Origin of the sequence: Burkholderia sp. Bp9143, assembly GCF_003853645.1 — a bacterium.
Taxonomy (GTDB): domain Bacteria; phylum Pseudomonadota; class Gammaproteobacteria; order Burkholderiales; family Burkholderiaceae; genus Burkholderia.
Map to the genome: position 1 here is coordinate 99,851 of NZ_QTPO01000021.1, position 25,518 is coordinate 125,368.

At 66.6% G+C, this 25,518-nt stretch carries 30 protein-coding genes, 1 tRNA gene and 1 pseudogene; 24 read left to right on the forward strand and 8 right to left on the reverse strand.

What is annotated here, in order from left to right; genetic code table 11:
* Positions 1–1,098 carry a GlxA family transcriptional regulator gene (locus tag DIE23_RS17770; RefSeq protein ID WP_260436102.1) on the forward strand — a complete coding sequence of 366 codons (1,098 nt, stop codon included), beginning with the start codon at positions 1–3 and terminating at the stop codon, positions 1,096–1,098.
* An 87-nt stretch (positions 1,099–1,185) separates the two neighbouring features.
* Here DIE23_RS17770 and DIE23_RS17775 read toward each other — a convergent pair whose 3' ends face one another.
* The gene (locus DIE23_RS17775) at positions 1,186–1,530 is read right to left on the reverse strand and encodes a cupin domain-containing protein (protein WP_006752094.1); all 345 of its coding nucleotides are present in this window, start codon (positions 1,528–1,530) and stop codon (positions 1,186–1,188) included.
* Positions 1,531–1,823: 293 nt separating this feature from the next.
* Between DIE23_RS17775 and DIE23_RS17780 the strand changes: the two genes are divergently transcribed.
* A tRNA-Gly gene (locus DIE23_RS17780) sits at positions 1,824–1,898 on the forward strand.
* A gap of 132 nt (positions 1,899–2,030) precedes the next feature.
* Positions 2,031–2,798 carry a tRNA (guanosine(46)-N7)-methyltransferase TrmB gene (gene trmB, locus DIE23_RS17785; protein WP_124613330.1) on the forward strand — a complete coding sequence of 256 codons (768 nt, stop codon included), beginning with the start codon at positions 2,031–2,033 and terminating at the stop codon, positions 2,796–2,798.
* Positions 2,799–2,923: 125 nt separating this feature from the next.
* On the opposite strand, the gene DIE23_RS17790 is transcribed toward trmB, so the two are convergent.
* From DIE23_RS17790 to DIE23_RS17800, 3 genes are all read right to left on the reverse strand, one after another.
* Positions 2,924–3,754, reverse strand: coding sequence for an undecaprenyl-diphosphate phosphatase (locus DIE23_RS17790; protein ID WP_124613331.1), 831 nt, complete (start codon positions 3,752–3,754; stop codon positions 2,924–2,926).
* A 79-nt stretch (positions 3,755–3,833) separates the two neighbouring features.
* Entirely contained in the window at positions 3,834–4,415 is a 582-nt protein-coding gene (locus DIE23_RS17795; protein WP_124613332.1) for a DUF1439 domain-containing protein, read from the reverse strand.
* Positions 4,416–4,546: 131 nt separating this feature from the next.
* On the reverse strand, positions 4,547–4,864 hold the full coding sequence (locus tag DIE23_RS17800; RefSeq protein WP_124613333.1) for a YkgJ family cysteine cluster protein: 318 nt from the start codon (positions 4,862–4,864) through the stop codon (positions 4,547–4,549).
* Positions 4,865–5,034: 170 nt separating this feature from the next.
* On the opposite strand from DIE23_RS17800, the gene hemN reads away from it, so the two are divergent.
* The 21 genes from hemN (at position 5,035) to DIE23_RS17905 (ending at position 21,649) form a co-directional block, all read left to right on the forward strand.
* The gene (gene hemN / locus DIE23_RS17805) at positions 5,035–6,426 is read left to right on the forward strand and encodes an oxygen-independent coproporphyrinogen III oxidase (RefSeq protein WP_124613334.1); all 1,392 of its coding nucleotides are present in this window, start codon (positions 5,035–5,037) and stop codon (positions 6,424–6,426) included.
* Positions 6,427–6,497: 71 nt separating this feature from the next.
* A complete protein-coding gene (locus tag DIE23_RS17810) occupies positions 6,498–6,755 on the forward strand; it encodes a hypothetical protein (protein ID WP_124613335.1) in 258 nt (85 codons plus the stop codon).
* Between the two features lie 104 nt (positions 6,756–6,859).
* Entirely contained in the window at positions 6,860–7,516 is a 657-nt protein-coding gene (locus DIE23_RS17815; RefSeq protein WP_124613336.1) for a protein-L-isoaspartate O-methyltransferase, read from the forward strand.
* A gap of 11 nt (positions 7,517–7,527) precedes the next feature.
* Positions 7,528–7,851, forward strand: coding sequence for a rhodanese-like domain-containing protein (locus DIE23_RS17820; protein ID WP_006758748.1), 324 nt, complete (start codon positions 7,528–7,530; stop codon positions 7,849–7,851).
* A 385-nt stretch (positions 7,852–8,236) separates the two neighbouring features.
* Positions 8,237–9,544, forward strand: a complete 1,308-nt coding sequence (gene urtA, locus DIE23_RS17825; protein ID WP_124613337.1) for an urea ABC transporter substrate-binding protein — start codon at positions 8,237–8,239, stop codon at positions 9,542–9,544.
* A gap of 144 nt (positions 9,545–9,688) precedes the next feature.
* A complete protein-coding gene (urtB, locus tag DIE23_RS17830; protein ID WP_124613338.1) occupies positions 9,689–11,308 on the forward strand; it encodes an urea ABC transporter permease subunit UrtB in 1,620 nt (539 codons plus the stop codon).
* Position 11,309: 1 nt separating this feature from the next.
* A complete protein-coding gene (gene urtC / locus DIE23_RS17835; RefSeq protein WP_124613339.1) occupies positions 11,310–12,497 on the forward strand; it encodes an urea ABC transporter permease subunit UrtC in 1,188 nt (395 codons plus the stop codon).
* On the forward strand, positions 12,494–13,351 hold the full coding sequence (gene urtD, locus DIE23_RS17840; RefSeq protein WP_124613340.1) for an urea ABC transporter ATP-binding protein UrtD: 858 nt from the start codon (positions 12,494–12,496) through the stop codon (positions 13,349–13,351). The genes urtC and urtD overlap by 4 nt, the downstream gene beginning before the upstream one ends.
* A gap of 4 nt (positions 13,352–13,355) precedes the next feature.
* Positions 13,356–14,048, forward strand: a complete 693-nt coding sequence (gene urtE / locus DIE23_RS17845) for an urea ABC transporter ATP-binding subunit UrtE (RefSeq protein ID WP_124613341.1) — start codon at positions 13,356–13,358, stop codon at positions 14,046–14,048.
* 203 nt (positions 14,049–14,251) lie between these two features.
* Positions 14,252–15,127 (forward strand): urease accessory protein UreD, encoded by an 876-nt coding sequence (locus tag DIE23_RS17850; protein WP_124613342.1) that lies wholly within the window; start codon positions 14,252–14,254, stop codon positions 15,125–15,127.
* Between the two features lie 238 nt (positions 15,128–15,365).
* Complete coding sequence (ureA, locus tag DIE23_RS17855) at positions 15,366–15,668, forward strand: urease subunit gamma (protein WP_006048588.1); 303 nt, start codon at positions 15,366–15,368, stop codon at positions 15,666–15,668.
* Between the two features lie 14 nt (positions 15,669–15,682).
* Positions 15,683–15,988: an urease subunit beta gene (locus DIE23_RS17860; protein ID WP_059455900.1), complete on the forward strand. Its 306-nt coding sequence runs from the start codon at positions 15,683–15,685 to the stop codon at positions 15,986–15,988.
* A 28-nt stretch (positions 15,989–16,016) separates the two neighbouring features.
* The gene (ureC, locus tag DIE23_RS17865; RefSeq protein ID WP_124613343.1) at positions 16,017–17,723 is read left to right on the forward strand and encodes an urease subunit alpha; all 1,707 of its coding nucleotides are present in this window, start codon (positions 16,017–16,019) and stop codon (positions 17,721–17,723) included.
* 18 nt (positions 17,724–17,741) lie between these two features.
* Positions 17,742–18,332, forward strand: a complete 591-nt coding sequence (ureE, locus tag DIE23_RS17870; protein ID WP_124613344.1) for an urease accessory protein UreE — start codon at positions 17,742–17,744, stop codon at positions 18,330–18,332.
* On the forward strand, positions 18,319–18,999 hold the full coding sequence (locus tag DIE23_RS17875; protein WP_124613345.1) for an urease accessory protein UreF: 681 nt from the start codon (positions 18,319–18,321) through the stop codon (positions 18,997–18,999). Before ureE ends, DIE23_RS17875 begins: the two co-directional genes overlap by 14 nt.
* A gap of 14 nt (positions 19,000–19,013) precedes the next feature.
* Complete coding sequence (gene ureG / locus DIE23_RS17880; protein ID WP_124613346.1) at positions 19,014–19,661, forward strand: urease accessory protein UreG; 648 nt, start codon at positions 19,014–19,016, stop codon at positions 19,659–19,661.
* A gap of 148 nt (positions 19,662–19,809) precedes the next feature.
* A complete protein-coding gene (locus tag DIE23_RS17885; protein WP_124613347.1) occupies positions 19,810–20,295 on the forward strand; it encodes a type VI secretion system tube protein TssD in 486 nt (161 codons plus the stop codon).
* A 13-nt stretch (positions 20,296–20,308) separates the two neighbouring features.
* On the forward strand, positions 20,309–20,827 hold the full coding sequence (locus tag DIE23_RS17890) for a DUF2778 domain-containing protein (protein WP_124613348.1): 519 nt from the start codon (positions 20,309–20,311) through the stop codon (positions 20,825–20,827).
* A complete protein-coding gene (locus tag DIE23_RS17895) occupies positions 20,808–21,083 on the forward strand; it encodes a hypothetical protein (protein WP_124613349.1) in 276 nt (91 codons plus the stop codon). Before DIE23_RS17890 ends, DIE23_RS17895 begins: the two co-directional genes overlap by 20 nt.
* Positions 21,084–21,116: 33 nt before the next feature.
* Positions 21,117–21,359: a hypothetical protein gene (locus tag DIE23_RS17900; RefSeq protein ID WP_409364238.1), complete on the forward strand. Its 243-nt coding sequence runs from the start codon at positions 21,117–21,119 to the stop codon at positions 21,357–21,359.
* Between the two features lie 29 nt (positions 21,360–21,388).
* Positions 21,389–21,649 carry a hypothetical protein gene (locus DIE23_RS17905; RefSeq protein ID WP_124613350.1) on the forward strand — a complete coding sequence of 87 codons (261 nt, stop codon included), beginning with the start codon at positions 21,389–21,391 and terminating at the stop codon, positions 21,647–21,649.
* 218 nt (positions 21,650–21,867) lie between these two features.
* Here the strand turns inward: DIE23_RS17905 and waaA are convergent, their stop codons facing one another.
* The 4 genes and pseudogenes from waaA to DIE23_RS17925 form a co-directional block, all read right to left on the reverse strand.
* The gene (gene waaA / locus DIE23_RS17910; protein ID WP_124613351.1) at positions 21,868–23,217 is read right to left on the reverse strand and encodes a lipid IV(A) 3-deoxy-D-manno-octulosonic acid transferase; all 1,350 of its coding nucleotides are present in this window, start codon (positions 23,215–23,217) and stop codon (positions 21,868–21,870) included.
* 37 nt (positions 23,218–23,254) lie between these two features.
* Complete coding sequence (locus tag DIE23_RS17915) at positions 23,255–24,139, reverse strand: Kdo hydroxylase family protein (RefSeq protein WP_124613352.1); 885 nt, start codon at positions 24,137–24,139, stop codon at positions 23,255–23,257.
* Positions 24,140–24,182: 43 nt separating this feature from the next.
* Positions 24,183–25,178 (reverse strand): lipopolysaccharide heptosyltransferase I, encoded by a 996-nt coding sequence (waaC, locus tag DIE23_RS17920; protein WP_124613353.1) that lies wholly within the window; start codon positions 25,176–25,178, stop codon positions 24,183–24,185.
* Between the two features lie 175 nt (positions 25,179–25,353).
* Positions 25,354–25,518, reverse strand: a pseudogene (locus DIE23_RS17925) (phosphomannomutase/phosphoglucomutase); the annotation flags it as partial.

Below are 25,518 nucleotides of genomic sequence, written 5' to 3' on the forward strand. Positions count from 1 at the left end.
ATGAGTCATGCAGCGCCGGTCGCAAGCCCGCCGGAACCCGACACGCCGGCACGTATCCGGTTCGGCTTCATCCTGTTGCCGAATTTCACGCTGACGGCGTTCTCGGGGATGATCGACGTGCTGCGGCTCGCGGCCGACGAGGGAGACAACAGCCGGCCGGTCAGGTTGTCGTGGACGATCCTCGGTGACATGACCTCCCCCGTTCGCGCCAGCTGCGGCATTCAGATCCCGGCATGGGAGTCGTTGAATGCGCATCAGGCATACGACTACGTGGTCGTCGTGGGCGGGCTCCTGCATGCCCGCGCGGAACTCGACGCAGCCACACTGGAATTCATTCGCGCGGCCGCGTCGGCGGGCGCGATGCTGGTCGGCATCTGCACCGGCGCATTCGCGCTGGCGCGCGCGGGCGTGATGGCCGGGCACCGGATCTGCATCAGCTGGTTTCACTACTGGGACTTCATCGAGCGGTTTCCGTCCGTCGATGCGAAGCTCGTGGTCTCCGATCGTCTCTACGTGCTGGACGGCCGGCGCGTGACCTGCTCCGGCGGACGCGCGTCGATCGATGTCGCAGCCGCGATCCTGGTGCGGCACATCGAGCCGTCGATCGTCTACAAGGCGCTGCGGATCCTGCTGGTCGACGGGCGCGAAACGGTCAGCGCGCCGCAGCCGCATCCGCCCGGTGTCGCGCCCAACGCGCATCCGAAGGTGAAGCGGGCGATCCTGCTGATGGAACAGCACATCAGCCACTCGATTACGATCGACGCGCTCGCGCGACGGCTGGACCTTTCGGCGCGACAGCTGGAACGGCTGTTCAGGGAAGCGACCGGCAGCGGGCCGGCAGCGTGCTACCGGGCGATCCGGATTCGCACGGCCGCGTGGATGCTGATGCATCTGGACAAGAACGTTTCCGAAATCGCGGCGGCCTGCGGCTTTGCCGATGCGTCGCATCTCGGGCGCGAGTTTCGGCGTGCGTACGGCATGTCGCCGAGCGCCTATCGCGAGCGTCAGGCGCCCGGCGCGATCGGCGGTATGGCGGAGCCGGCCGAGCGTGCGACCACGCTCGGCGAGCTGTTTCCGAACCGGAACGAGTTTTATTGAGCCCGATCCCCGCTTGCCCTCCCGGCTCCGGGAATCGGGCGCGTATCGAACGACGACGGGATGCGTGGATCGAGCCTGCAGCCTCGCTCAGGCGAAGACGAAGTACTTGCGCACCGTCTCCACCACTTCCCACGTCCCTTTCATGCCGGGTTCGATCACGAACACGTCGCCGGCCTTCAGGTGCACGGCTTCCTCGCCTTCCGGCGTGATGATGCAATAGCCGTCGAGGAAGTGGCAGTACTCCCATTTCTCGTAGTTCACCTCGAACTTGCCCGGCGTGCAGATCCAGGTGCCCATGATCTTGCTGCCGTCCTTCGACAGGTATGCGTTGAGGTTCACGGTGTGCGGATCGCCGCCGATGCGCTTCCATTTGGTCGCATCGAGGACCGGGGTCGGGCAGGTTTCGCGCAGAACGGTGATGAAATCGGACATGTCGGCTCCAGACTAACGATCGGGTAAGAGGTCTGTCACGTTAGTTCGAAAGCATTGGCGGGGCTTGTATGGTTCCGACACCGACTCGTCTATTTTCGACACCGGCTCGCACGCAGGTGCGGCACGCGTTCGTTGCGTTCTGCCTTGCGTTGACGGACCGCTTCTGGCCGGGCCTTGACGACCATTCCTGGCGATGCCATCGCGCCGCCCCCGAGCCACACCGGCTTCGAGATCGGCGGCCAAAACGCCTCGCTTGCAACGTCTCGGCTAAACCCTGTAGAATTACGCGTTCTGCGGGCGTCGTATAATGGCCATTACCTCAGCTTCCCAAGCTGATGACGTGGGTTCGATTCCCATCGCCCGCTCCACCTTCGGCTGCACGGCAGCCAGCGCAAGAGCCGCCTCGTCGAAGGCGGCTTTTTTGTACCATGTGCCCGTTCATCCGGCGCACCGCTGCGCGTAACGGGCCCGCGCCCGAACCGAGCCTTTCTCTGTCACCGATGATGCACGACGATCCGAACGAAGCCGGCCTGCCGCCGGACGACGCCGCCCTTCCCGACGAAGCTGCCGACGGCGCCGACGAAGTCAATCCGCTGCACCGCCGCCGCATCCGCAGCTTCGTGACGCGCGCCGGCCGCGTGTCGACCGGCCAGCGCCGCGCGCTCGACGATCTCGGCCCGCGCTTCGTCGTCCCGTACGCCGCTGAAATCCCCGACTGGGACGCCGTGTTCGGCCGCCGCGCGCCGCGCATCCTGGAGATCGGCTTCGGGATGGGCGCGTCGACCGCGGAAATCGCCGCGCACCGCCCGGGCGACGACTTCCTCGGCGTCGAGGTGCACGAGCCGGGCGTCGGCGCGCTGCTGAAGCTGATCGGCGAGCAGGACCTGCCGAACATCCGCATCATCCAGCACGACGCGGTCGAAGTGCTCGAGCACATGCTCGCGCCGGAAAGCCTCGACGGCGTGCACATCTTCTTCCCGGATCCGTGGCACAAGGCGCGCCACCACAAGCGCCGGCTGATCCGGCCGCCGCTCGTCGCTCACCTCGCGTCGCGCTTGAAGCCGGGCGCGTACCTGCATTGCGCGACTGACTGGCAGAACTACGCGGAACAGATGCTGGAAGTGCTCGGCGCCGAACCGTCGCTCGAGAACACGGCCGCCGACTACGCGCCCCGCCCCGACTACCGCCCCGTCACGAAGTTCGAACGGCGCGGGCTGCGGCTCGGCCACGGCGTATGGGACCTGGTGTTCCGCAAGCGAGCAGGCTGAATCCCCACCGCGACGGCGCATCGCACACCGCGCGCCGCGCCATGAAAAAAACGGCCCGACCGGCGACTCTGCCGATCGGGCCGTTTTACATTGGAAGCGCCCTCACCCTCGCCCCCGCACCTGCATCACGCCCAATTCAGCCACCCGCTGTAACCCACCAGCAGCACGAACAGGCCGAACGCGATCCGGTACCACGCGAACACGGTGAAGTCATGCGTCGCGACGAAGCGCAGCAGCCAGCGCACGCACACGAACGCGCTGATAAACGCGGCAACCAGCCCGAGCGCGAACAGGCCGAGCGAATCGACCGTGAACGCCTGCCAGTCCTTGACGGTTTCATAGAGCGTCGCGCCGAAGATGATCGGAATCGCGAGGAAGAACGAGAATTCGGTCGCGACGCGCCGGTCGAGGCCGAACAGCATCCCGCCGATGATCGTCGAGCCTGAGCGCGACATGCCCGGCACCAGCGCGAAACATTGCGCGATGCCGACCTTCAGCGCGTCGAGCGGCGTGAGCGCGTCGACCGACTGCACGCGCGGCGGCGCGCCGCGTTCGCGTTGCCGCGCCTCGGCCCACAGGATGATCGCGCCGCCGACGACGAGCGCGAATGCGACCGGCACCGGCGAGAACAGCACGGCCTTGATCTTCTTCTCGAACAGCAGGCCGAGCGCGATCGCGGGAATCGTCGCGATCACGACGTTCAGCGTGAAGCGCTGCGCGTCGGGCCGGCTCGGCAGCCCGGACACGATGGACACGATCCGGTGCCGGTATTCCCAGCAGACCGCGAGGATCGCGCCGAACTGGATCACGACGTCGAAGGTCTTCGCGTGCGCATCGTTGAAATTCAGGAAGCTGCCCGCGACGATCAGGTGGCCGGTGCTCGACACCGGGAGGAATTCCGTCAGCCCCTCGACGACGCCGAGGATCAATGCCTTGCAGATCAGGATCCAGTCCATCCGTGGCCCAACTCCGAAGTAGTCGAAAGAAAGGGCCGCGTCACCGCCGCGGCCCGCCCCGGCCGCGCGCGGTGCGCCGTCACTTCTCGACGATCGCCACGCGTATGCCGTTTGTAAGAATCGTAATTGTACCGGGTTCGTAGTTCACGCCGGCAAATTGCAGTTGTTCGGGCTTGAACGTGTAGATCGGATAGTTGGTCAGCACCTGCGTCGCGAGCAGGCCGGCGGCCGCGCCGACCTGTTGCGCGTACATCTGCGCGTTGCCGTCGAGCACGAGGCTGTCGACGGCCGGCGCCTTCAGCACGACCGAGCGGCTCGGCGCGTCGTAAGCCAACTGACCCGACACGGTGAACTTGCCACTCACCGGTTCGCGCAGGAACGGACTCGCGAAATGCGCGTCGAGCTGCACGGCGACGCGGTTCTGGTCGGGCAGCAGGTTGACGGCCGGATTCGCAAGGGACACATCGACGACCTGCGCGACCGTCTTCTCGTACGGAAACTTGCGCGCGACGGCTTTCTGCACGTCGCCGCGCGAGAACGTGTAGTGATCGGGGATGAACGGGAACGTCGACGCGCAGGCGGCGAGCGATACCGACACGCCGATGGCGCCGGCGCAGGCGGCGAGGAAGCGGCGCCGGCCGGGCGTGCAAGATGCGGTCATGCTGAACAATCTCCTGTATCGGGCGAAGCGGCAGTCTGGCTATCGGCTCCCCCCCGTGTGAAGCCGTGGACCGAAGTTAGTGTTTCGGCGCACGCCGCCGGTTCCATGGACCCGCGGCGCACGGCGGCACTTCAGCGGCCCGCGCCAGCGCCGGGTGCCGGCTGCGTCGCGACCTCGAGTCGCGTCAGCCACGCGAGCGCGTCGTCGCGCGACGCGCCGCACATCTCGGCGGACGGCTGCAGTCCGGAACAGCACGCGGGACGCTCCGGCCGGCCGAAGATCCGGCAGCGCAGGTCGTCGCCGAGCTGCACGCAGCGCACGCCGGCCGGCTTGCCGTCAGGCATTCCTGGAATCGGCGAGGAAATCGACGGCGCGATGCAGCATGCGCCGCACCCCTCGCGGCACGCATGCGGCGGCGGGACATCGGCGGGCGCCGGACGGACAGGCATTTCGACGGACACTCGGCTCTCTCACGAACAACAAAAAACGGTGCGGCAACCGGACGCAGCGTGCGGCAGCCCACTGCGCATTGTGCCACCGCCGGCTGCGACGTTATTACACAATGCAGCCGAAACGCGCGTTTATATACTCGAAAGCATCTAAAAAGCGCGAGACCATCATGAGTTCCGGTTCTGCCGACACAGTGTTCCGTCCCGATTTGCTCGCGAAGTACGGCGCGAACGGGCCGCGCTATACGTCCTACCCCACCGCGCTGCAATTCCGCGACGATTTCGACCCGGCCGACTACGTGCGCGCCGCGGGCGATCCCGGCGCGTCGTCGAGCGACCTGTCGCTGTACTTCCACATCCCGTTCTGCAACACGGCCTGCTTCTATTGCGGCTGCAACAAGATCGCGACCAACAACCGCCGCCGCGCGCGCCCGTATCTCGAGCAATTGAAGCGCGAGCTGGCGCTGCAGGCCGCGCTGTTCGATCCCGCGCGCCCGGTCACGCAGCTCCACTGGGGCGGCGGCACGCCGACCTTCCTGTCCGACGACGAAACGGCCGAGCTGATGGTGGCCACCCGCGAACACTTCGCGCTCGCGCCGGACGCCGACGCCGAGTTCTCGATCGAGATCGATCCGCGCACGGTCACGCCCGCGACGCTCGTCCACCTGCGCAACATCGGCTTCAACCGGCTGAGCCTCGGTGTGCAGGATTTCGATCCGGTCGTGCAGCAGGCAATCAACCGGATCCAGCCGCTCGCGATGACGGCCGACCTGCTGTCGGCCGCACGCACGACGGGCTTCCATTCGGTCAGCGTCGACCTGATCTACGGGCTGCCGCACCAGACGGTCGCCGTGTTCGCGCGCACGCTCGAGACGATCATCGAACTCGCGCCGGACCGCCTGTCGGTATTCGGCTACGCGCACATGCCGCACCTGTTCAAGATGCAGCGGCAGATCGACGACGCGACGCTGCCGTCGCCCGAAACGCGCATCGCGCTGCTCGGCCTCGCGATCGACATGCTGACGTCGGCCGGCTACGTGTACATCGGGATGGATCACTTCGCGCGGCCGTCCGACGAACTCGTGCGCGCGCAGCGCAACGGCACGCTGCAGCGCAATTTCCAGGGCTACAGCACGCGCGCGGACACGGACCTGATCGGCTTCGGCGTGTCGTCGATCGGCAAGGTCGGCGACGTCTACGCGCAGAACGCGAAGGACCTGCCGGCCTATGGCGCGGCGCTCGACGCGGGCCGGCTGCCGATCGCGCGCGGCGTGCGGCTCACGCCGGACGACCGGCTGCGCCGCGACGTGATCACGCAGCTGATGTGCAACCTCGAACTCCCGTTCTCGCATATCGAGGCGGCGCACGGGATCCGCTTCGTCGACCACTTCGCGCGCGAGCTCGACGCGCTGCGCGGGTTCGAGCAGGACGGCCTGCTGACCGTGGCAAGCGATCGCCTGACGATCCACCCGGCCGGCCGGATGGTCGTGCGCAACATCGCGATGGCCTTCGACGCGTACCTCGGCCAGATGCCGAGGCAACGCTACTCGCGCACCGTCTGACGCCGCGCGGCGCGTGCGGGCGGCCGGTTTGATAAAGTAGCGGACTCAACGCCCCTGCAAGAATCCGCACGATGCGCACCACCAAAGCAACCAATGCGGTCGAACGCCTGAAGACCCGTTCCGGCAACCCGCAGTTCGCGGCCGTCGCGATGGCGGGCGGACTGTTCTACCTGGTCGACCGCTCCGGCGGCACCGCCGAGAAACGCAGCGAGCCGCTGCCGCTCGACGAATTCGTCAAGTTCGTCGACGCATTCGGCCCCAAAAAGCCGCGCAAGGCGAGCAAGCTCGACCTCGCGTTCGAGGCACAGATCAAGAAGAGCAAGGGGTAAAGGTCTGTTGCAGGCCGTCTGAAGGCTTTGCCGGCGCCTCGTTTGGTACAATCACGAAGTTTCTCTATCCCCGCTGATGGCCGACCTGGCTGCGTGACCACACCATGAATATCGAAAACGCGCGTTTCAACATGATCGAACAACAGATCCGGCCGTGGGACGTGCTGGATCTGGACGTCCTGGGCCTGCTGTCGATCGTCAAGCGTGAAAACTACGTGTCGCCCGAACATCGCGATCTCGCGTTCGCCGACCTCGAGCTGCCGCTGCCCGGCGGCAGCAGCAAGATGCTGTTCCCGCGCGTCGAAGCGCGCGTGCTGCAGGAACTGGCGGTCAAGAAGCACGAGAACGTGCTCGTGATCGGCGCGGGTTCGGGCTACCTGGCCGCGCTGTTCGCGCATCGGGCGCAGCACGTGACGGCCGTCGACATCGATCCGGTCATCGCGAAGTTCGCGGCCGACAACCTGCGCAACGACGGCGTGACGAACGCGGAAGTCGTGCTCGGCGACGGCTCGCTCGGCTGGCCGGACAAGGCGCCGTACGACGTGATCTGCGTCGCGGGCGGCCTGCCGGTCGTGCCGCAGCAGATGCTTGAACAGCTGAAGATCGGCGGCCGCCTGTCGGCGTTCGTCGGCGGCCGTCCGGTGATGAAGGCGCAGATCATCACGCGCATCGACGACAAGCAGTACCGTGTCGCCGACGTGTTCGAAACCTACGTCAATCACCTCGTCAACGCGATCGAACCGTCGCGTTTCAAGTTCTGAGCGGCGGCCCCATGCAGATCCTGACGCCCGCGATGCTCGCGGAATGGCTGCGCGATCCGGCGCGCCCCGCGCCGGTCGTGCTCGACGTGCGCGAGCCGTGGGAAATTTCCACCGCGCAGATCGCCGGCAGCGTGTCGATCCCGATGCAGCAGATCCCCGCGCGCAGCGAGGAGCTCGACGACGAAGCGGAAATCGTCTGCGTGTGCCATCACGGGATGCGCAGCGCGCAGGTCGCGATGTTCCTCGAATCGCGCGGCTTCACGAAGCTGTACAACCTGCAGGGTGGGATCGACGCGTGGTCGCGTGACGTCGATCCGTCCGTGCCGCGTTACTGACCTTGCCGGCGGCGCATCGCGCGCCGCCACGGCGACCGGCGAGTTGCAGCCGATCGCTCCAATCCGCCGAACGGGCGTGCATGGCGCGCCCGTTTGCGTCTCTGCCTCCGTTTCTGCCTTGGTTTCCCGCCCTTCCCCGTCGCACGGGATGACACGTCGTGCACGCGCCGACACGATCACCCGTCGTGCACCATTTACGCCCGTGCGTGCGCACCGCAACGGATCGCGCATGCTGCACGACGCGTCATGCGCACCGTGCCAGCGCCCCGCGCCACCCCGCCGGGGCACGCCCGGCGTGCATCCATGCGACTGGCACATGCCTTGCGTTACTCCGATGCCGGCGCCGTCACGGCGCACGGCTATCCAACACGACAAGGGGATCCCGATGAAACGTCGCAGTCTGTTGAAGTTCGGTTCGATGGCCGGTGCACTCGCGCTCGCGGGCAAGAGCCCGTTCGCGCAAGCGGCCGATGCGGGCACGGGCCCGATCAAGGTCGGCATCCTGCATTCGCTGTCGGGCACGATGGCGATCTCCGAAACGTCGCTGAAGGACACAGCGCTGATGACGATCGCCGACATCAACAAGAACGGCGGCGTGATGGGCCGCAAGCTCGAGCCGGTGGTCGTCGATCCCGCATCGAACTGGCCGCTGTTCGCGGAGAAGGCCCGCCAGCTGCTCACGCAGGACAAGGTCGCGTGCGTGTTCGGCTGCTGGACATCGGTGTCGCGCAAGTCGGTGCTGCCGGTGTTCGAGGAACTGAACGGCCTGCTCTACTACCCGGTGCAGTACGAAGGCGAGGAGATGTCGCGCAACGTGTTCTACACAGGCGCCGCGCCGAACCAGCAGGCGATCCCCGCCGTCGAGTACCTGATGAGCGCGGAAGGCGGCGGTGCGAAGCGCTTCTTCCTGCTCGGCACCGACTATGTGTATCCGCGCACGACCAACAAGATCCTGCGCGCGTTCCTGAAATCGAAGGGCGTGAAGGACGCAGACATTCAGGAGGTCTACACGCCGTTCGGCCACAGCGATTACCAGACCATCGTCGCGAACATCAAGAACTTCTCGCAGGGCGGCAAGACGACCGTGATCTCGACGATCAACGGCGATTCGAACGTGCCGTTCTACAAGGAGCTCGGCAACCAGGGGATCAAGGCGACCGACGTGCCGGTGGTTGCGTTCTCGGTGGGCGAGGAAGAGCTGCGCGGGATCGACACGAAGCCGCTGGTCGGCCATCTTGCCGCGTGGAACTACTTCATGTCGGTGAAGAACCCGACCAACACGAAGTTCAAGGACCAGTTCGCCGCGTGGGTGAAGGCAAACAACCTGCCGGGCGGCGCGAAGCGCGTGACCAACGATCCGATGGAGGCGACCTACGTGGGCATCCACATGTGGAAGCAGGCCGTCGAGAAGGCGAAGAGCACCGACGTCGACAAGGTGCGCGTCGCGATGATCGGCCAGACGGTTGCCGCACCGTCGGGCTTCACGCTCGCGATGGACGGCAACCATCACCTGCACAAGCCGGTGATGATCGGCGAGATCCGCGGCGACGGGCAATTCAACGTCGTGTGGAAGACGAAGACCGCGGTGCGTGCGCAACCGTGGAGCCCGTTCATCGCGGGCAACCAGGGCAAGCCGGACATCGTCAGCTCGATTCCGGCGTTCCTGCGCCGGCAGCGCGCGGTGCTGGCCTGATGCGAGGCGATGCGGGGCGCTGCGCACCGGCGTGGCTCTCCGCTCGCAGGCAGGTGCGCGAATGCGGGTACGCACCGTAACGAACCGCACCCGCCCGCGCACCGCCGCACGTATTCGCTTTCCCACGCCCGACAGGATTTCCCGATGCCTACACGCTTTCGCCGCGCCGCCGTCGCGGTCGTCGCCTGTGCCGCGCTGGCGTGCGCGCTGCCGCGCGCCGCGTTCGCCCTGACGGCCGCCGATACCGCCGCGCTCGCCGGCGACGACTTCGACGCGAAAACGGCTGCAATCGACCATCTTGCCGCCGATGCCGATCCGCGCGCCGTCGCATTGCTCAATGCGTTGTCTACCGGCGACGCGCTCGCGACCGGCGACGGCCGCCTGCTGATCCAGACCGGCGACACCGCACATGACGCGCTCACCCAGGCCGCGACACCGGCCGGCGACGCGCAGCCCGTGATGCTGAACAACCTCCTGCGCACGAAGATCGCCGGCGCGCTGTCGGGCCTCGCACTCGCATCGCCCGACGTCGCCGCGCGCCGCGACGCGATCGACGCGCTGCTGAAGTCGCCCGACCCGGCACTCAAGCCGATGATCGATCGCGCACGCGCGAAGGAAACCGATCCGTCGTTGAAGCGCCGCCTCGACGCACTCTGGGCCATCGCCGCGCTGCACGATGCCGATCCGGCGAAACGACTCGAAGCCGTGCAGGTGGTGGCCGCGCGCCGCGATCTCGACATGATCGAACAGTTGCGCCCGCTCGTCGCGAAGAACGCCGACGGCAGCTACACCGAACCCGACGCGCGCGTGCGCGAAGCCGCGCAGCAAGGGCTCGACGCATTGCACGCGCTGCAGCGCCGCGGCGAGATCGTCGGCACCGTGTTCGCGGGCCTGTCGCTCGGCAGCGTGCTGCTGCTCGCGGCGCTCGGCCTCGCGATCACGTACGGGTTGATCGGCGTGATCAACATGGCACACGGTGAATTCCTGATGATCGGTGCGTACGCAACCTATGTCGTGCAGACGCTGATCCAGCGCTATGCGCCGGCCGCGTTCGACTGGTATCCGCTCGTCGCGGTACCCGTCTCGTTCGCGGCGGCCGCGCTGATCGGCATCGTGCTCGAGCGGCTCGTGCTGCGGCACCTGTACGGCCGCCCGCTCGAGACGCTGCTCGCGACCTTCGGCGTGAGCCTGATCCTGATCCAGGCGACGCGCATGCTGTTCGGCGCGCAGAACGTGCAGGTCGTGAACCCGTCGTGGATGAGCGGCGGCGTGACGGTGATGCAGAACCTGATCCTGCCGTACAACCGGCTCGCGATCCTCGCGTTCGCGCTCGCGGTCGTATTCGTCGCGTGGGCCGTGCTGACGAAGACGCGGCTCGGCCTGTTCGTGCGCGCGGTCACGCAGAACCGCCGGATGGCCGCGTGCGTCGGCGTGAAGACCGCGCGCGTCGACGCGTATGCGTTCGCGTTCGGCGCAGGCATCGCGGGCCTCGGCGGCTGCGCGCTGTCGCAGATCGGCAACGTGGGCCCGGACCTCGGGCAGAACTACATCATCGATTCGTTCATGGCGGTCGTGCTCGGCGGCGTCGGCCAGATCGCCGGCACGGTGCTCGGCGGCTTCGGGCTCGGCCTCGTCAGCAAGGCGATCGAGCCGTTCTGGGGCGCCGTGCTCGCGAAGATCGCGGTGCTCGTGATGATCGTGCTGTTCATCCAGAAACGTCCGCAGGGCATGTTCGCCCCGAAGGGACGCAGCGCGGAGGCCTGACATGACTTCATTCACCGATTCGTTGTCGAACCCGATCGCCGACGCGCCGAAGCCCGCTGCCGCCGCGCGTGCGGAGGGAAATTTCGCGCTCGGCCTGCCGCCCCGCCCCGCGCTGCTGTCGCGCCGTGCATGGCTCGCGCTCGTCGCGCTGTGCATCGCGATCGGCATCGGCGTGCCGCTCGCCGCGCTGGTCGCGCCCGAGTCGAGCGCGTTCCATCTGTCCGCGTATGCGATGACGCTTGCCGGCAAGCTGATGTGCTACGCGATCGCCGCGCTCGCGCTCGATCTCGTGTGGGGCTACTGCGGAATCCTGAGCCTCGGCCACGGGCTGTTCTTCGCGCTCGGTGGCTATGCGATCGGCATGTACCTGATGCGCGAGATCGGCCGCGACGGCAAATACGGCAGCGACCTGCCCGACTTCATGGTGTTCCTCGACTGGCATCAGCTGCCCTGGTACTGGAGCGGCACACAGCATCTCGCGTGGGCGCTACTGCTCGTCGTCCTCGTGCCGGCCGTGCTCGCATGGGTGTTCGGCTTCTTCACGTTCCGCTCGCGCGTGAAGGGCGTGTACCTGTCGATCATCACGCAGGCGCTGACGTTCGCCGCAATGCTGCTGTTCTTTCGCAACGAGACGGGCTTCGGCGGCAACAACGGCTTCACCGACTTCAAGCGCATCGCCGGGTTTCCGATCACGTCGCCCGGCACGCGCACGGTGCTGTTGCTGCTGACCTTCGCGACGCTCGTGCTCGCGTTCATCGTCGCGCGCGCGATCGTCACCAGCAAGCTCGGGCGCGTGGTCACGGCGGTGCGCGACGGCGAGACGCGGCTGATGTTCCTCGGCTACAGCCCGCTCGCGTACAAGCTGTTCGTGTGGACGCTATCAGCCGTGCTGTGCGGGATCGCGGGCGCGTTGTACGTGCCGCAGGTCGGCATCATCAATCCCGGCGAGATGTCGCCCGGCAACTCGATCGAAATGGCGATCTGGGTCGCGGTGGGCGGGCGCGGCACGCTGATCGGGCCGATCGTCGGCGCGTTCGCGGTAAACGGCGCGAAGAGCCTCTTTACCGCGTACTTCGCCGAATACTGGCTGTTCTTTCTCGGCCTGATCTTCGTGCTGGTGCCGCTCTTGCTGCCGCGCGGGATCATGGGCCTCGTCGACACGCTGCTCGCAAAGGGGAAACGCGGATGAACGGCACGGCCCTCTACCAGTTCACGCCACCGCCCGAGGACGAGCTGCTGGCGGTCAGCGGCACCGCCTCGATGGGTCGCGTCGTGCCGCCCGGCATCGACACGTCGCACGGCACGATCCTCTACCTCGAGGACATCGAGGTGAGCTTCGACGGCTTTCGCGCGCTGAACAAGCTGTCGCTCGCGATCGACGCGGGCGAGCTGCGCTGCGTGATCGGCCCGAACGGCGCGGGCAAGACGACGATGATGGACGTGATCACCGGCAAGACGCGCCCCGATGCAGGCAAGGTGTTCCTCGGCCAGACCATCGACCTCGCGCGGATGAACGAACCCGAGATCGCGCGTGCGGGGATCGGCCGCAAGTTCCAGAAGCCGACCGTGTTCGAACAGCATCCGGTGTGGGAAAACCTCGAACTCGCGATGCAGACCGACAAGGGCTGGCTCGCATCGCTGCGCGCGCGGCTCGACCGCGCCGCGCAGGCGAAGATCGAAGAGACGCTCGCGCTGATCGGCCTCGAAAGCGACGCGTATCGCGCGGCCGGCGAGTTGTCGCACGGGCAGAAGCAGCGGCTCGAGATCGGCATGCTGCTGATGCAGCGCCCTGCCCTCTTGCTGCTCGACGAACCGGCGGCCGGGATGACCGACCACGAGACGATGGAACTCGCGAAGCTGCTGAACACGCTGCGCGGCACCTGCTCAATGATGGTCGTCGAGCACGACATGGAGTTCGTCGCGGCGCTCGCGGGCGACACGGGCCGCGTGACGGTGATGGCCGAAGGCGCGGTGCTCGCGCAAGGCACGCTCGACCAGGTCAAGCGCGACGACGCGGTGATCGAGTCTTACCTCGGACGATGATGCAATGCTGAAGATCGATGCACTGAACCAGTACTACGGCGGCAGCCATATCCTGCGCAACGTGACGCTGGCCGCCGACGACGGCAAGCTCACCGTGCTGCTGGGCCGCAACGGCGTCGGCAAAAGCACGCTGCTGCGCTGCCTGATGGGTGTCGTCGCCGCGAAGAGCGGCAGCGTGTCGTGGCGCGGCACGGCGCTCGGCGCACTGCCGCCGTATGCGCGCGTCGCGGCCGGGCTCGCCTACGTGCCGCAGGGCCGCGACATCTTTCCGCGCCTCACCGTCGAGGAGAACCTGCTCGTCGGCGCGGCAAGCTGCAAGGCGCCATCGAAAGTGCCCGACCGCATCTACGACCTGTTCCCGGTGCTGAAGGACATGCGCGCACGACGCGGCGGCGACCTGTCGGGCGGTCAGCAGCAGCAGCTCGCGATCGGCCGCGCACTGATGAGCGAGCCGCAGTTGCTGATCCTCGACGAGCCGACCGAGGGCATCCAGCCGTCGATCATCCAGGACATCGGCCGCACGCTGCGCCAGCTCGTCGACGAATCGAGGATGACCGTGCTGCTCGTCGAGCAGTACTACGACTTCGCGCGTTCGATCGCAGACCATTACTGGGTGATGAGCCGCGGCGAGGTCATTGCGGGCGGCGAGGCGCGGGAGATGGAGACGCACGGCGTGCGCGAGCTGATCGCGGTGTAGAAGACGGCCCCGGGGTGGTGTCGCTTCCGGTTATCGATTCGGGGCATCGATCCGGTGCCTCGCCGAACAGCGCACGTCGGGCACACGCCGGCGAAACGATATGACCCGCGAACGACGTTGCGTCATCCCGCAACGCGAGCGCCGAAGCGTATATTGTTGCGGTAGCATCCTCGATCACCGCGCCCGTCCCCTGCTTCCCGCCGATGTCCGCTCTCGATTCCCACGCTCCGCTGTCCCGTCCCGCCGTCGCCAAGTCGTGGCGCGGCCGCCTCGAACTCGGCTTCGAACGGCACGGCGCGCGCACGACGCTCGTCCATCGGCTGCACGACGGCCCGCTGCGCGTGCAGCGGCCGCTGTATCCGGAAGGCGACGCGATCTGCCACGCGGTCATCGTCCACCCGCCGGGCGGCGTCGCGGGCGGCGACCGGCTCGACATCGACATCGCGCTCGGCGACGGCACGCATGCGGTGCTGACGACGCCCGGCGCGACCAAGTGGTACAAGTCGAACGGCCTCGACGCGACGCAGCGCATCGGCATCACGGTCGGCGAGCACGCGAAGCTCGACTGGCTGCCGCAGAACAACCTGTTCTTCGACGCGGCCCACGCCGCGCTCGACTTCACGGTGACGCTCGGCGCGGGCGCGAGCGCGATCGGCTGGGACGCGACGCAGCTCGGCCGGCAGGCGGCCGGCGAAACGTGGTCGGCGGGCCGCATCGCGTCGGGTTCGGCGCTCGTCGATGCCGACGGCCGGCCGCTGTGGACCGAGCGCGCGCTGCTCGACGCACATGATCCGCTGCGCGGCGCGCTGCAGGGCCTCGCCGGCTTTCCCGTGTACGGCACGCTGTGGGCGGCCGGCGCCGCGTGCGATGCCGCGCTCGCCGAGGCGCTCGCCGCACGGATGCCGTTCGACGACACGCTGCGCGCGGGCGCGACCTGCGTGACGCCGGGCGTCCTGCTGGTGCGCGCGGTATCGACGTCGATGGAAGCGCTGCAGCGTCACTTCACCGACTGCTGGCTCGACCTGCGGCCGCTCGTGCACGGCGTCGACGCGCGACCGCTGCGCCTCTGGCAAACCTGAGCGCGCGCGGCACGGCACGCACCGTTTCGGCGCAGCGCCGCCGCCCATCCTGCCCACGATCCATGCACCGCGCACCACGATCGCGCATCGGCGCGCATTCTTCCGACATGGCACGCGCCTTGCTCCTTACATAACCGATACACGACGCACTAAAAACGGCGCGGTGCTACGATGAACCGCACCTCCGCCGATATCCCGCGTGCCGATAAAAATTACGTTTTCCTGAACGATTGCCTTCATGAAACTGACTCCCCGAGAAAAGGACAAGCTGCTGATCTTCACGGCGGCGCTGCTCGCCGAGCGCCGCCGCGCGCGCGGACTGAAGCTCAACTATCCGGAAGCGGTCGCGTTCATCACCGCCGCGCTGATGGAAGCCGCGCGCGACGGCAAGACCGTCGCCGAGGTGATGCACTACGGCACGACGCTGCTCACGCGCGACGACGTGATGGAAGGCGTGCCGGAAATGATCCCCGACATCCAGGTCGAGGCGACCTTCCCGGACGGCACCAAGCTCGTCACCGTCCACCACCCGATTCCGTGACCGAGGTAGCACGCATGATCCCCGGCGAAATCCTCACCGACGACGGCGAACACGAACTGAACGCGGGCCGCGCGACGCGCTCGCTCGTCGTCGCCAACACCGGCGACCGCCCGGTGCAGGTCGGCTCGCATTACCACTTCTTCGAAGTCAACGACGCGCTGTCGTTCGATCGCGCGGCCGCGCGCGGCTTTCGGCTCAACATCGCGGCCGGCACGGCCGTGCGCTTCGAGCCGGGCCAGACACGCACCGTCGAGCTCGTCGAGCTGGCCGGCGAACGCGCCGTCTACGGTTTTCAGGGCAAGGTGATGGGGCCGCTGTAAGCCGCGCCCCGCTCTTCAGGAACAGCACATGACACTACGCTTGAGCCGCCGCGCATACGCGGAAATGTTCGGGCCGACGACGGGCGACCGCGTGCGGCTCGCCGATACCGAACTGCTGATCGAGATCGAACGCGACTTCACGACCTACGGCGAGGAGGTGAAATTCGGCGGCGGGAAGGTGATCCGCGACGGGATGGGCCAATCGCAGCGCGTCGCCGCCGACGTGCCCGACACGATCATCACGAACGCGGTGATCCTCGATCACTGGGGCATCGTGAAGGCCGACATCGCGATCAAGCACGGCCGCATCGCCGCGATCGGCAAGGCCGGCAACCCGGACATCCAGCCCGGCGTGACGATCGCGATCGGTGCGGCGACCGAAGTAATCGCCGGCGAAGGATTGATCGTCACGGCGGGCGGCATCGACACGCACATCCACTTCATCAGCCCGCAGCAGATCGACGAAGCGCTCGCGTCGGGCGTCACGACGATGCTCGGCGGCGGCACGGGGCCGGCCACCGGCACCAACGCGACGACCTGCACGCCGGGGCCGTGGCACATGGAGCGGATGCTGCAGGCGGCGGACGGCTGGCCGATCAACCTCGGCTTCCTCGGCAAGGGCAACGCGAGCCTGCCGCAGCCGCTCGTCGAACAGATCGCCGCCGGCGCGATCGGCCTGAAGCTGCATGAAGACTGGGGCACGACGCCCGCCGCGATCGACAACTGCCTGTCGGTCGCCGACGACACCGACACGCAGGTCGCGATCCACACCGACACGCTGAACGAAGGCGGCTTCGTCGAATCGACGGTCGCCGCGTTCAAGGGCCGCACGATTCACACGTACCACACCGAAGGCGCGGGCGGCGGCCATGCGCCGGACATCCTGAAGGTGTGCGGCGAGATGAACGTGCTGCCGTCGTCGACCAACCCGACGCGCCCTTACACAATCAACACGCTCGACGAGCACCTCGACATGCTGATGGTGTGCCACCACCTCGATCCGTCGATCGCCGAGGATCTCGCGTTCGCGGAATCGCGGATCCGCCGCGAGACGATCGCGGCCGAGGACATCCTGCACGATCTCGGCGCGCTGTCGATGCTGTCGTCCGACTCGCAGGCGATGGGCCGCGTCGGCGAAGTGATCATCCGCACCTGGCAGACCGCGCACAAGATGAAGGTGCAGCGCGGCGCGCTGCCGGAGGACGGCGCGCGCAACGACAACTTCCGCGCGAAGCGCTACGTCGCGAAGTACACGATCAACCCGGCGATCACGCACGGCATTGCACATGAAGTCGGTTCGATCGAACCCGGCAAGTGGGCCGACCTCGTGCTGTGGGAACCGGCATTCTTCGGGATCAAGCCGTCGATGATCCTGAAGGGCGGGATGATCGCCATGGCGCAGATGGGCGACCCGAACGCGTCGATCCCGACGCCGCAGCCCGTCCACTACCGCGAGATGTTCGCCACGCGCGGCGGTGCACTCGCGCGCACGTCGCTGACCTTCGTGTCGCAGATGGCCGCCGATGCGGGCATCGCCGAACGCTACGGGCTCGCGAAGCGGATCGTGCCCGTGCGCAACTGCCGCAACGTGACGAAGGCCGACATGATCCACAACGCATGGCGCCCGTCGATCAGCGTCGACCCCGAAACCTACGACGTGATCGCCGACGGCCAGTTGCTCACCTGCGAGCCGGCGACGGTGCTGCCGATGGCGCAGCGCTATTTCCTGTTCTGATTTCCGGTTTTCCGTTCCATGCGCACCCTCGACAAACGCATTGCCCCGAACGTGAAGCTCGCCGCGTCGCTCGTCGCGCGCGCGCCGACGCTCACGCTCGCCTATGACGCCCGCTGCAAGAGCCGCCTCGCGGCGACGCTCGACACCGGCGAGGACGTCGCGGTCCTGCTGCCGCGCGGCACCGTGCTGCGCGACGGCGACGTGCTCGTCGCCGACGACGGGGCGCTCGTGCGCATCGCCGCGGCGGCCGAGACCGTGCTGCTCGTGCGTGCGGCCGAGCCGCTCACGCTGATGCGTGCCGCATATCATCTCGGCAACCGTCACACGCCGGTCGAGATCGGCGACGGCTACCTGAAGCTCGAAGCCGATCCGGTGCTCGCGGACATGCTGCGCCGGCTCGGCACGCAGGTCGAGGAAGCGAGCGCACCGTTCCAGCCGGAAGCCGGCGCGTACGGCGGTGGCCACAAGCACGGGCACGATGCCACGTTCGCCGAGGATTACGCGCTCGCACAGCAGGTATTCGGCGAACACCACGGCCACTCGCACGATCACGATCATCAGCATGGTCCGGGCTGCTCGCACGGCCATCACGGTCATGACCACCACTGAACTCGTCGCGCTGCTGCATCTCGCGTCGCCCGCGCTGCCGATTGGCGCGTTCAGCTATTCGCAGGGACTCGAAGCCGCGCTCGACGCGAACCTGATTCGCGACGCCGACACCGCGCGCGACTGGATCGCGAGCGGGCTGACCGACGTGCTCGCGCACGGCGAGTTGCCGTTCCTCGCGCACCAGCTCGCGCGCTGGCAGGCGCACGACGCCGACGCGCTCGCGCGCGAGAACGCGTGGTTCGTCGCGAGCCGCGAATCGGCGGAGTTGCGCCGCGAAACCGAACAGATGGGCTGGTCGCTCGCGCAACTCTGCGCGTCGCTCGAATGGGGCGATGCCGCGCGCCGCGCGACGCTCGCGTCACTGTCGCCGGTCGCACTGCCGACCGCGTTCGCCTACGCCGCCGCCGCGCACGACGCCGGCGCCGACGCGACGCTCGCCGCGTACGCATTCGGCTGGGTCGAGAACCAGACGTCGGCCGCGCTGAAGGCCGTGCCGCTCGGCCAGCTCGCGGGCCAGCGCATCATCGTCGCGCTGCGCGGCGCGATCGACGCGGCCGTGCACCGCGCGCTCGCGACGCCGCCCGATGCCATCAACACGTTCGCGCCGCAGCTCGGCATCTTGTCCGCGCGGCACGAAACCCAGTATTCGCGGTTGTTCCGCTCCTGAACCCGACCCACCCCATGAACGCACCCGCTTCCTCCTCCGCCCGCCGCACCAAGAAACTGCCGCCGCTGCGCGTCGGCATCGGCGGCCCCGTCGGCTCCGGCAAGACCACGCTGCTTGAAATGCTGTGCAAGGCGATGCGCGAGCGCTACGACCTCGTCGCGATCACCAACGACATCTATACGAAGGAAGACCAGCGCCTGTTGACGGTCGCGGGCGCGCTGCCCGAGGAGCGCATCATGGGCGTCGAGACCGGCGGCTGCCCGCACACGGCGATCCGCGAGGACGCGTCGATCAACCTCGAAGCGGTCGACCGGATGCTGTCGCGCTTTCCGGACGCCGACATCGTGTTCATCGAGTCGGGCGGCGACAATCTCGCGGCGACGTTCAGCCCCGAGCTGTCGGACCTGACGATCTACGTGATCGACGTCGCCGGCGGCGAGAAGATTCCGCGCAAGGGCGGCCCCGGCATCACGAAATCCGACCTGCTCGTGATCAACAAGACCGATCTTGCGCCGCTGGTCGGCGCGAACCTCGACGTGATGGCCTCGGACACGAAGAAGATGCGTGGCGAGCGGCCTTACGTGATGACGAACCTGAAGGCGCTCAAAGGCGTCGCCGACGTCGTCGCGTTCATCGAGAAAAAGGGGTTGTTGACGGTTTGAATAAGTGTCCAGGCTGGACTACCTAGCATTTGCGCACGCAAGAGCGAGTCCGCGGCGGAAAAGCCTCCAGCGACTTTGCAAAGCCAATTGAACTCGGTTAGCATCGATTCCTTACATTAAGCCTTCTTCGTTAATGAGGATTTTCGATATGCCGATTCCCGCACATATGTGGCTTAAGGATGATGGCGGCGCAGACATCAAAGGCTCGTCAACCGTCCAGGACCGTGAAGGAAGCATTGAAATCATCAGTTTTGGCCACGGTGTAAATCTGCCGGTTGATGGTGCCAACGGCAAGATCACCGGCAAGCGTACGCACTCACCGGTTGCATTCGAAAAGGAGTTCGACGCGGCGACTCCCTATCTTTACAAGGCCGTGGCGAAGGGGCAAACACTGCAATCGGCCGAGATCAAATGGTATCGGATCAATGATGCCGGGAGAGAGGAGATGTATTTCGTGATGCTGCTCGAGGGCGTGAAAGTCTGCGGCATCAATCCCGGCATGGCGAATACCAGACTGTCGCAAGCATCCGCGCTCAATCACTTGGAAGCCGTCTCCATGATGTACGACCGCATCACGTGGCATTATCTCGACGGCAATATCAAATACACCGATTCATGGAATGACATCGGATAAGCGGGAGCGGTCAATGGCTTATACCGGTAGATTTCTGGTGAATAACAATTTTCTGTCTCCCCTTGCCATCGATGGTTTGGGTACGTTCGATGCGTTCTCTGGCAACGGCATCTATCGGAATCGAGGGGGCTGTACGGCGGTGCCCGATAACGGCCCGATTCCTGCCGGTAAATACTGGATCGTTGACCGTCCTACAGGCGGTGTTGGGTCTCGCGCTTGGGCTTCGATAAAGGACACAGTTAATTCGGCGATTGGGAGTCCAGTAGACCATAGCGAATGGTTCGCGCTCTATCGAGATGACGGAATAATTGACGATGAAACGCTAATTACTGGCGCCAAGCGCGGACAGTTTCGATTGCATCCGGTAGGTGGTCAGGGCATTTCAATTGGCTGCATTACACTGCCGAGTCGTGTCGATTTTCTGAGAATCCGCACGGCACTTCTGCATACCAAGAAAATCCCTGCCGGCAACTCAGGGCTTAACGCATACGGAACAATCGAGGTCGTCACGTATGGCAACACTTGTCCATAGGCTGTTCAAGGTGGCACTGTTCGTCGGCCTGTTCTGCATCTCCGTACCGCACGTCCATACATATCCTGTACCAATGCCAGAAAGCCAAGCGCTCGCTTGGCTACACGTTGCAAATCGGCTTGGCATTCGCGACCCCGACGATCTATACATTCCGCTCGTCCTGCTGGCTAATCTGCTCGTGGCAACGCTTGCGTATATGGCGATCATGAGACTGTGGAGGCACTATCGCGGCAAAAAAGGCCATGTCGAGAAATAGCGCCAGAAAATAGTCTCCCTTACTCGTAGGATCTTGAAGCTCGCGCTGTTTATCGGCCTACTCTCGCTATCGCTCCGTTATGCCCGGCCATACCCCTATGAATGGACAGAAAGCCAGATGCGCGCGTGGCTGTACACATCACGGGCGATAGGTATCCGCGACCCCGAAGATTTGTATTTCGTGGTGTGGGTAACTATTGAACTGATCGTGGCAGTACTCGCCTACATAGCGATCATGTGGATGTGGCGACACTATCGCGGGAAGTTCGGGGCTTAACGCATACAGAACAATTGGGGTCATCACGCATGGCAACATTTTCCCGTAGGCTACTGAAGGGTTTTCTATTTATCGGGCTATTTTTTATTTCAGCTCGTTATATACCGCTATCCAATAAGTGGACACCAGCTGAAGCGCGCGCATGGTGGCGTGCTTCAGAGTGGCTCGGGGTTCGCGATCCCGATGACTTGTATTTCGTGGTGTGGATGACTATCGAACTGATCGCGGCAGTGCTCGCCTATGTAGCGATTTTGCGGCTGTGGCGACACCATCGCAAAAAAGCATACTGAGGGGTAGCGACCAAGAATGGCCGCCCCCTAGACTTCTCAAAATCGCACTGTTTTTCAATCTGCTCGTTCCAACGCCTTGTTCTGCCCTCTTCCATGGGTAGACAGAAAGCCGCGCACTTACCCGACTCAAGATTCACTGGGCACGATCCTCGCCCTTCAAGCGGTTGCAACTCATTCGAGCGCGACGCGCTCGAATGCAAGTCGCACACATACATGCCCTAAGCGTCCTGCCCGTCCTGCGTCGCGTGCGTGCCGTTCTCAACCGGCGGCAACAGCGCCGCAAGCACGTCGACCGAACGCGCGGTCGCGCCGCGATGGCGCGACGCGAACGCGGCACCGGCCGCGCCCATCGCGATGCGCCGCGCGTTGTCGGCGAACAGCGCGTCGAGCACGTGCGCGAGATCGAGCGGATCCGCGACCTGCATCGCCGCGCCGGCCGCGACCGCATCGGCGGTCGCCTGCGTGAAGTTGAACACGTGCGGGCCAATCAGCACCGGCTCGCCGACCGCACACGCCTCGATGAGATTCTGCCCGCCGAGCGGCAGCAGGCTGCCGCCGATGAACGCGACGTCGCTGGCCGCGTAGTACGCGCCGAGCTCACCCATCGAATCGCCGAGCAGCACCGTCACGTCGGCCGACAGCGCTTCCGCCGCCGCGGGCCGGCCGGCCGCGAGCGCCGCCGCGTCCGCGCCCCACACTGAACGCCGCACGCACTTGAATCCGTTGCGCGCGACGAGCGCCTCGACTTCGGCGAAACGCTGCGGATGACGCGGCACGAGAATCAGCAGCGCACCGGGCGTCCTCATCGCCGCGAACGCTTGCAGCACCAGCGCCTCTTCGTTCTCACGCGTGCTTGCTGCGACCCACACGGGCCGCGTGCCGATCGCGTCACGCCATGCGTGGCCGCGCGCCGCCAGCTCCGGCGGCGTCGTCATGTCGAACTTCAGGTTGCCGAGCACCGCCACGTTGCGCGCGCCGAGCGACGTCAGCCGCTCCGCGTCGGCCGGGCTCTGCGCGAGCACGCGCGAGAAACCGCCGAACACATCGCGCGTCGCCGCGCCGAACTTCGCTGCGCGCCGATGCGAGCGCGCGGACATGCGCGCATTGGTCAGCACGAGCGGCACGTCCGCGCGGCGGCACTCGTCGATCAGCGTCGGCCACACCTCGGTTTCCATCACGAGGCCGAGCGTCGGCCGCCATGCGCGCAGGAAGCGCCGCACCGCGCCCGGCATGTCGTACGGCAGGTAGCAGCGCAGCACGCGGTCGCCGAAGATCTGCTCGCCGGTCGCGCGGCCGCTCGGCGTCATGTGCGTGAGCAGGATGCGCGCGTCGGGACGTGCGCGCATCAGCGCGTCGATCAGCGGCTGCGCGGCGCGCGTCTCGCCGACCGACACCGCATGCACCCAGATCAGCGGCGCGCGATCGGCCGGCGAACGGCCGGCGAGGTGACCGAAGCGCTCGCCGATGTGCTCGCGATAGCCGCGCTCCTTGCGCGAGCGCACGTAGAGCCGGATGACCGCGATCGGTGCAACGAGCCACCACAGCGCGCGATAGATCGCCCTCAGCATGAGCGGACTCCGTCACCACGGAGGATGCGGTGCGCGCTCAAACCAGCGCCCTGCCCTGCAGGCGCTCGAGAATCCCGAGCGGCGCGCATTCGCGACGCACCATCGCGTCGACCGGCAGGAAGAAGGTCTGCTCGAGCATGAACTGGCCGGACATCACAGCATGCGAAGTCTGATCCGAGAAACATATCCACACGCTGCCCGGCGGAAACGGCATCGTCTGCTGCGGGCAGGTCTTCTGGTAGTCGAGATCGGCCTTCATCCCGTCGTGCAGGTTCAGCATCAGGTGGTCGTACGCGCTGCGCGGCGACTTCGTCACGTGCAGCAGGTTCAGCAGCCACGCCGAACCCGGGAACTGCGGCCGAATCTTCGGCAGGAAGCGCTTCGCGACGTCCTCGAACGGCTCGCCGACGCGCCACACGCGCGGCTGGCCGGCGGGGTTCACGTTCGTGAACACGCGCAGGATCCGCTCGCCGTAGTTCGGCCGCGACGGGAACGCATCGACGTGCAGCCGGCTGTCGTCCTTGCGCCAGGACGTCTGGCGCGTCTCGACCTGCATCAGCCGCAGGCTCGTCGGCGCGACGCGCAGCTTGCCGCGATATTCGGGAAACAGGCCGTCGACGAGCGTGCCGGCCTGCTGCTGGAAGCGCGCGACCAGCGCGCGCACGGCCGACTGCGTGACGCTGTCGCCGAGCACGCCGGCGAGCGCGCCGCCGTTCGGCGCGAGGCTGATGTTCTTGCGTTTCGGATCGGCGAGCGCCGGATCGAGCAGCGCTTCCTCGCCGCCTTCGATCACGAAGCGCAGGTGCGGGAAATACAGCACCTTGCCTTCCTCGACCGCGGCGAGCAGCTGCTCGCGCGGCGCCGACAGGTTGTGTCCGCTCCAGTCGGCGGACGGGACTTCGATGATCTGGGATTCGCTCATGATCGGTTCGCGTGCGTGACAGGCAGGGCAGGCATGACGGGCATTACAGCAGACCGAAGCCCGCGAGCGCCGCCTTCACCTGCGCGATCGACGGCGGCTGCCCCGCCGTGCCGAGATTGACGACGTTCGGCGACCAATAGCCGCCGGTCCGCCAGGATGTCGCGAAATTGTACAGTTCGACCGTCGGACGCTTCAGCGCGGCCGCGATATGAACCAGACCTGTATCAACCCCGACCGTCGCGGCCGCGCCGTCGATCAGGCCGACGACGGCCGGCAGCGACAGCTTCGGCGGCACGATCGCCGCCGCGCCGAATTCCTTCGCGAGCCGCTCGCTGGTCGCGCGCTCCGCGTCGTTGCCCCACGGCAGCACGAGCGACGCGCCACGCCGCACGAGCGCCTGGCCGAGCTCGATCCATGCGGCGTCCGGCCACTGCTTGTCGGCACGCGATGTCGCATGCACGAACACCACGTACGGCACCGGCAGGTTCAGGCCGAGCGCCGCGACCGCGAGCGCCGCCGCGCGCGTATCGAGGCCGAAGTCGACCGGATCGGCCGGCGTCGGCGCCGGGTCGCCCAGCGCGGCCGCGACCAGCTGGCGCGAACGCTCGACCACGTGCGTGCGCGGTGCGATCGGCACGCGCTTGCGATAGAAGAAGCGCACCGGCCATTCGTAGCCCGCGCCGTCGGTGCGGTTGCCGAGGCCGGCGAGCGGGCCGCGCGCCCAGCTCGCGACCCAGGCCGTCTTGATGAGCCCCTGGCAGTCGATCACGAGGTCATACTGCTCGGCCGCGAGGCGCTTGCGAAACGCGCGGATCTCGCGCCACGTCGCACCCGAGAACGGCTTCTTGCGCCAGCGGCGCAGCGAGAACGGCAATACGTCACGCACGCCGTCGACGAGCCGCACGAGGTCGACGAAGCTCTCCTCGACGAGCCAGTCGATCTGCGCATCGGGGTGGCGACGCCGGATATCGGCGATCACCGGCATGTTGTGCACGACGTCGCCCAAGGACGACACGCGCACGATCAGGATCTTTTGCACGCTGAAAAAACGCCGGCGGATGGCCAGCGACAGGCATAAAGACGCGATTTTATCGCGCCCGGGGGAGCAGACAGACAAAAAGCGGCCGCACGCCGTAAGCGTGCGCCGCTTTTCGGGGATAGCGCGACGGCTCGTTCGACCGTCGCGCCGGCGGCGGCCCGCAGGCCGCCCAAGCTTAGAACGGCAGCTTGACGTCCGGCTTCGCGGCCGTCAGCACGCGGCGGAAATCCGCCTGGATGCGCTTGAGCCCTTCCTCGGTCTCCGATTCGAACCGCATCACGACGACCGGCGTCGTGTTCGACGAACGCGCGAGGCCGAAGCCGTCCGGGTACTCGACGCG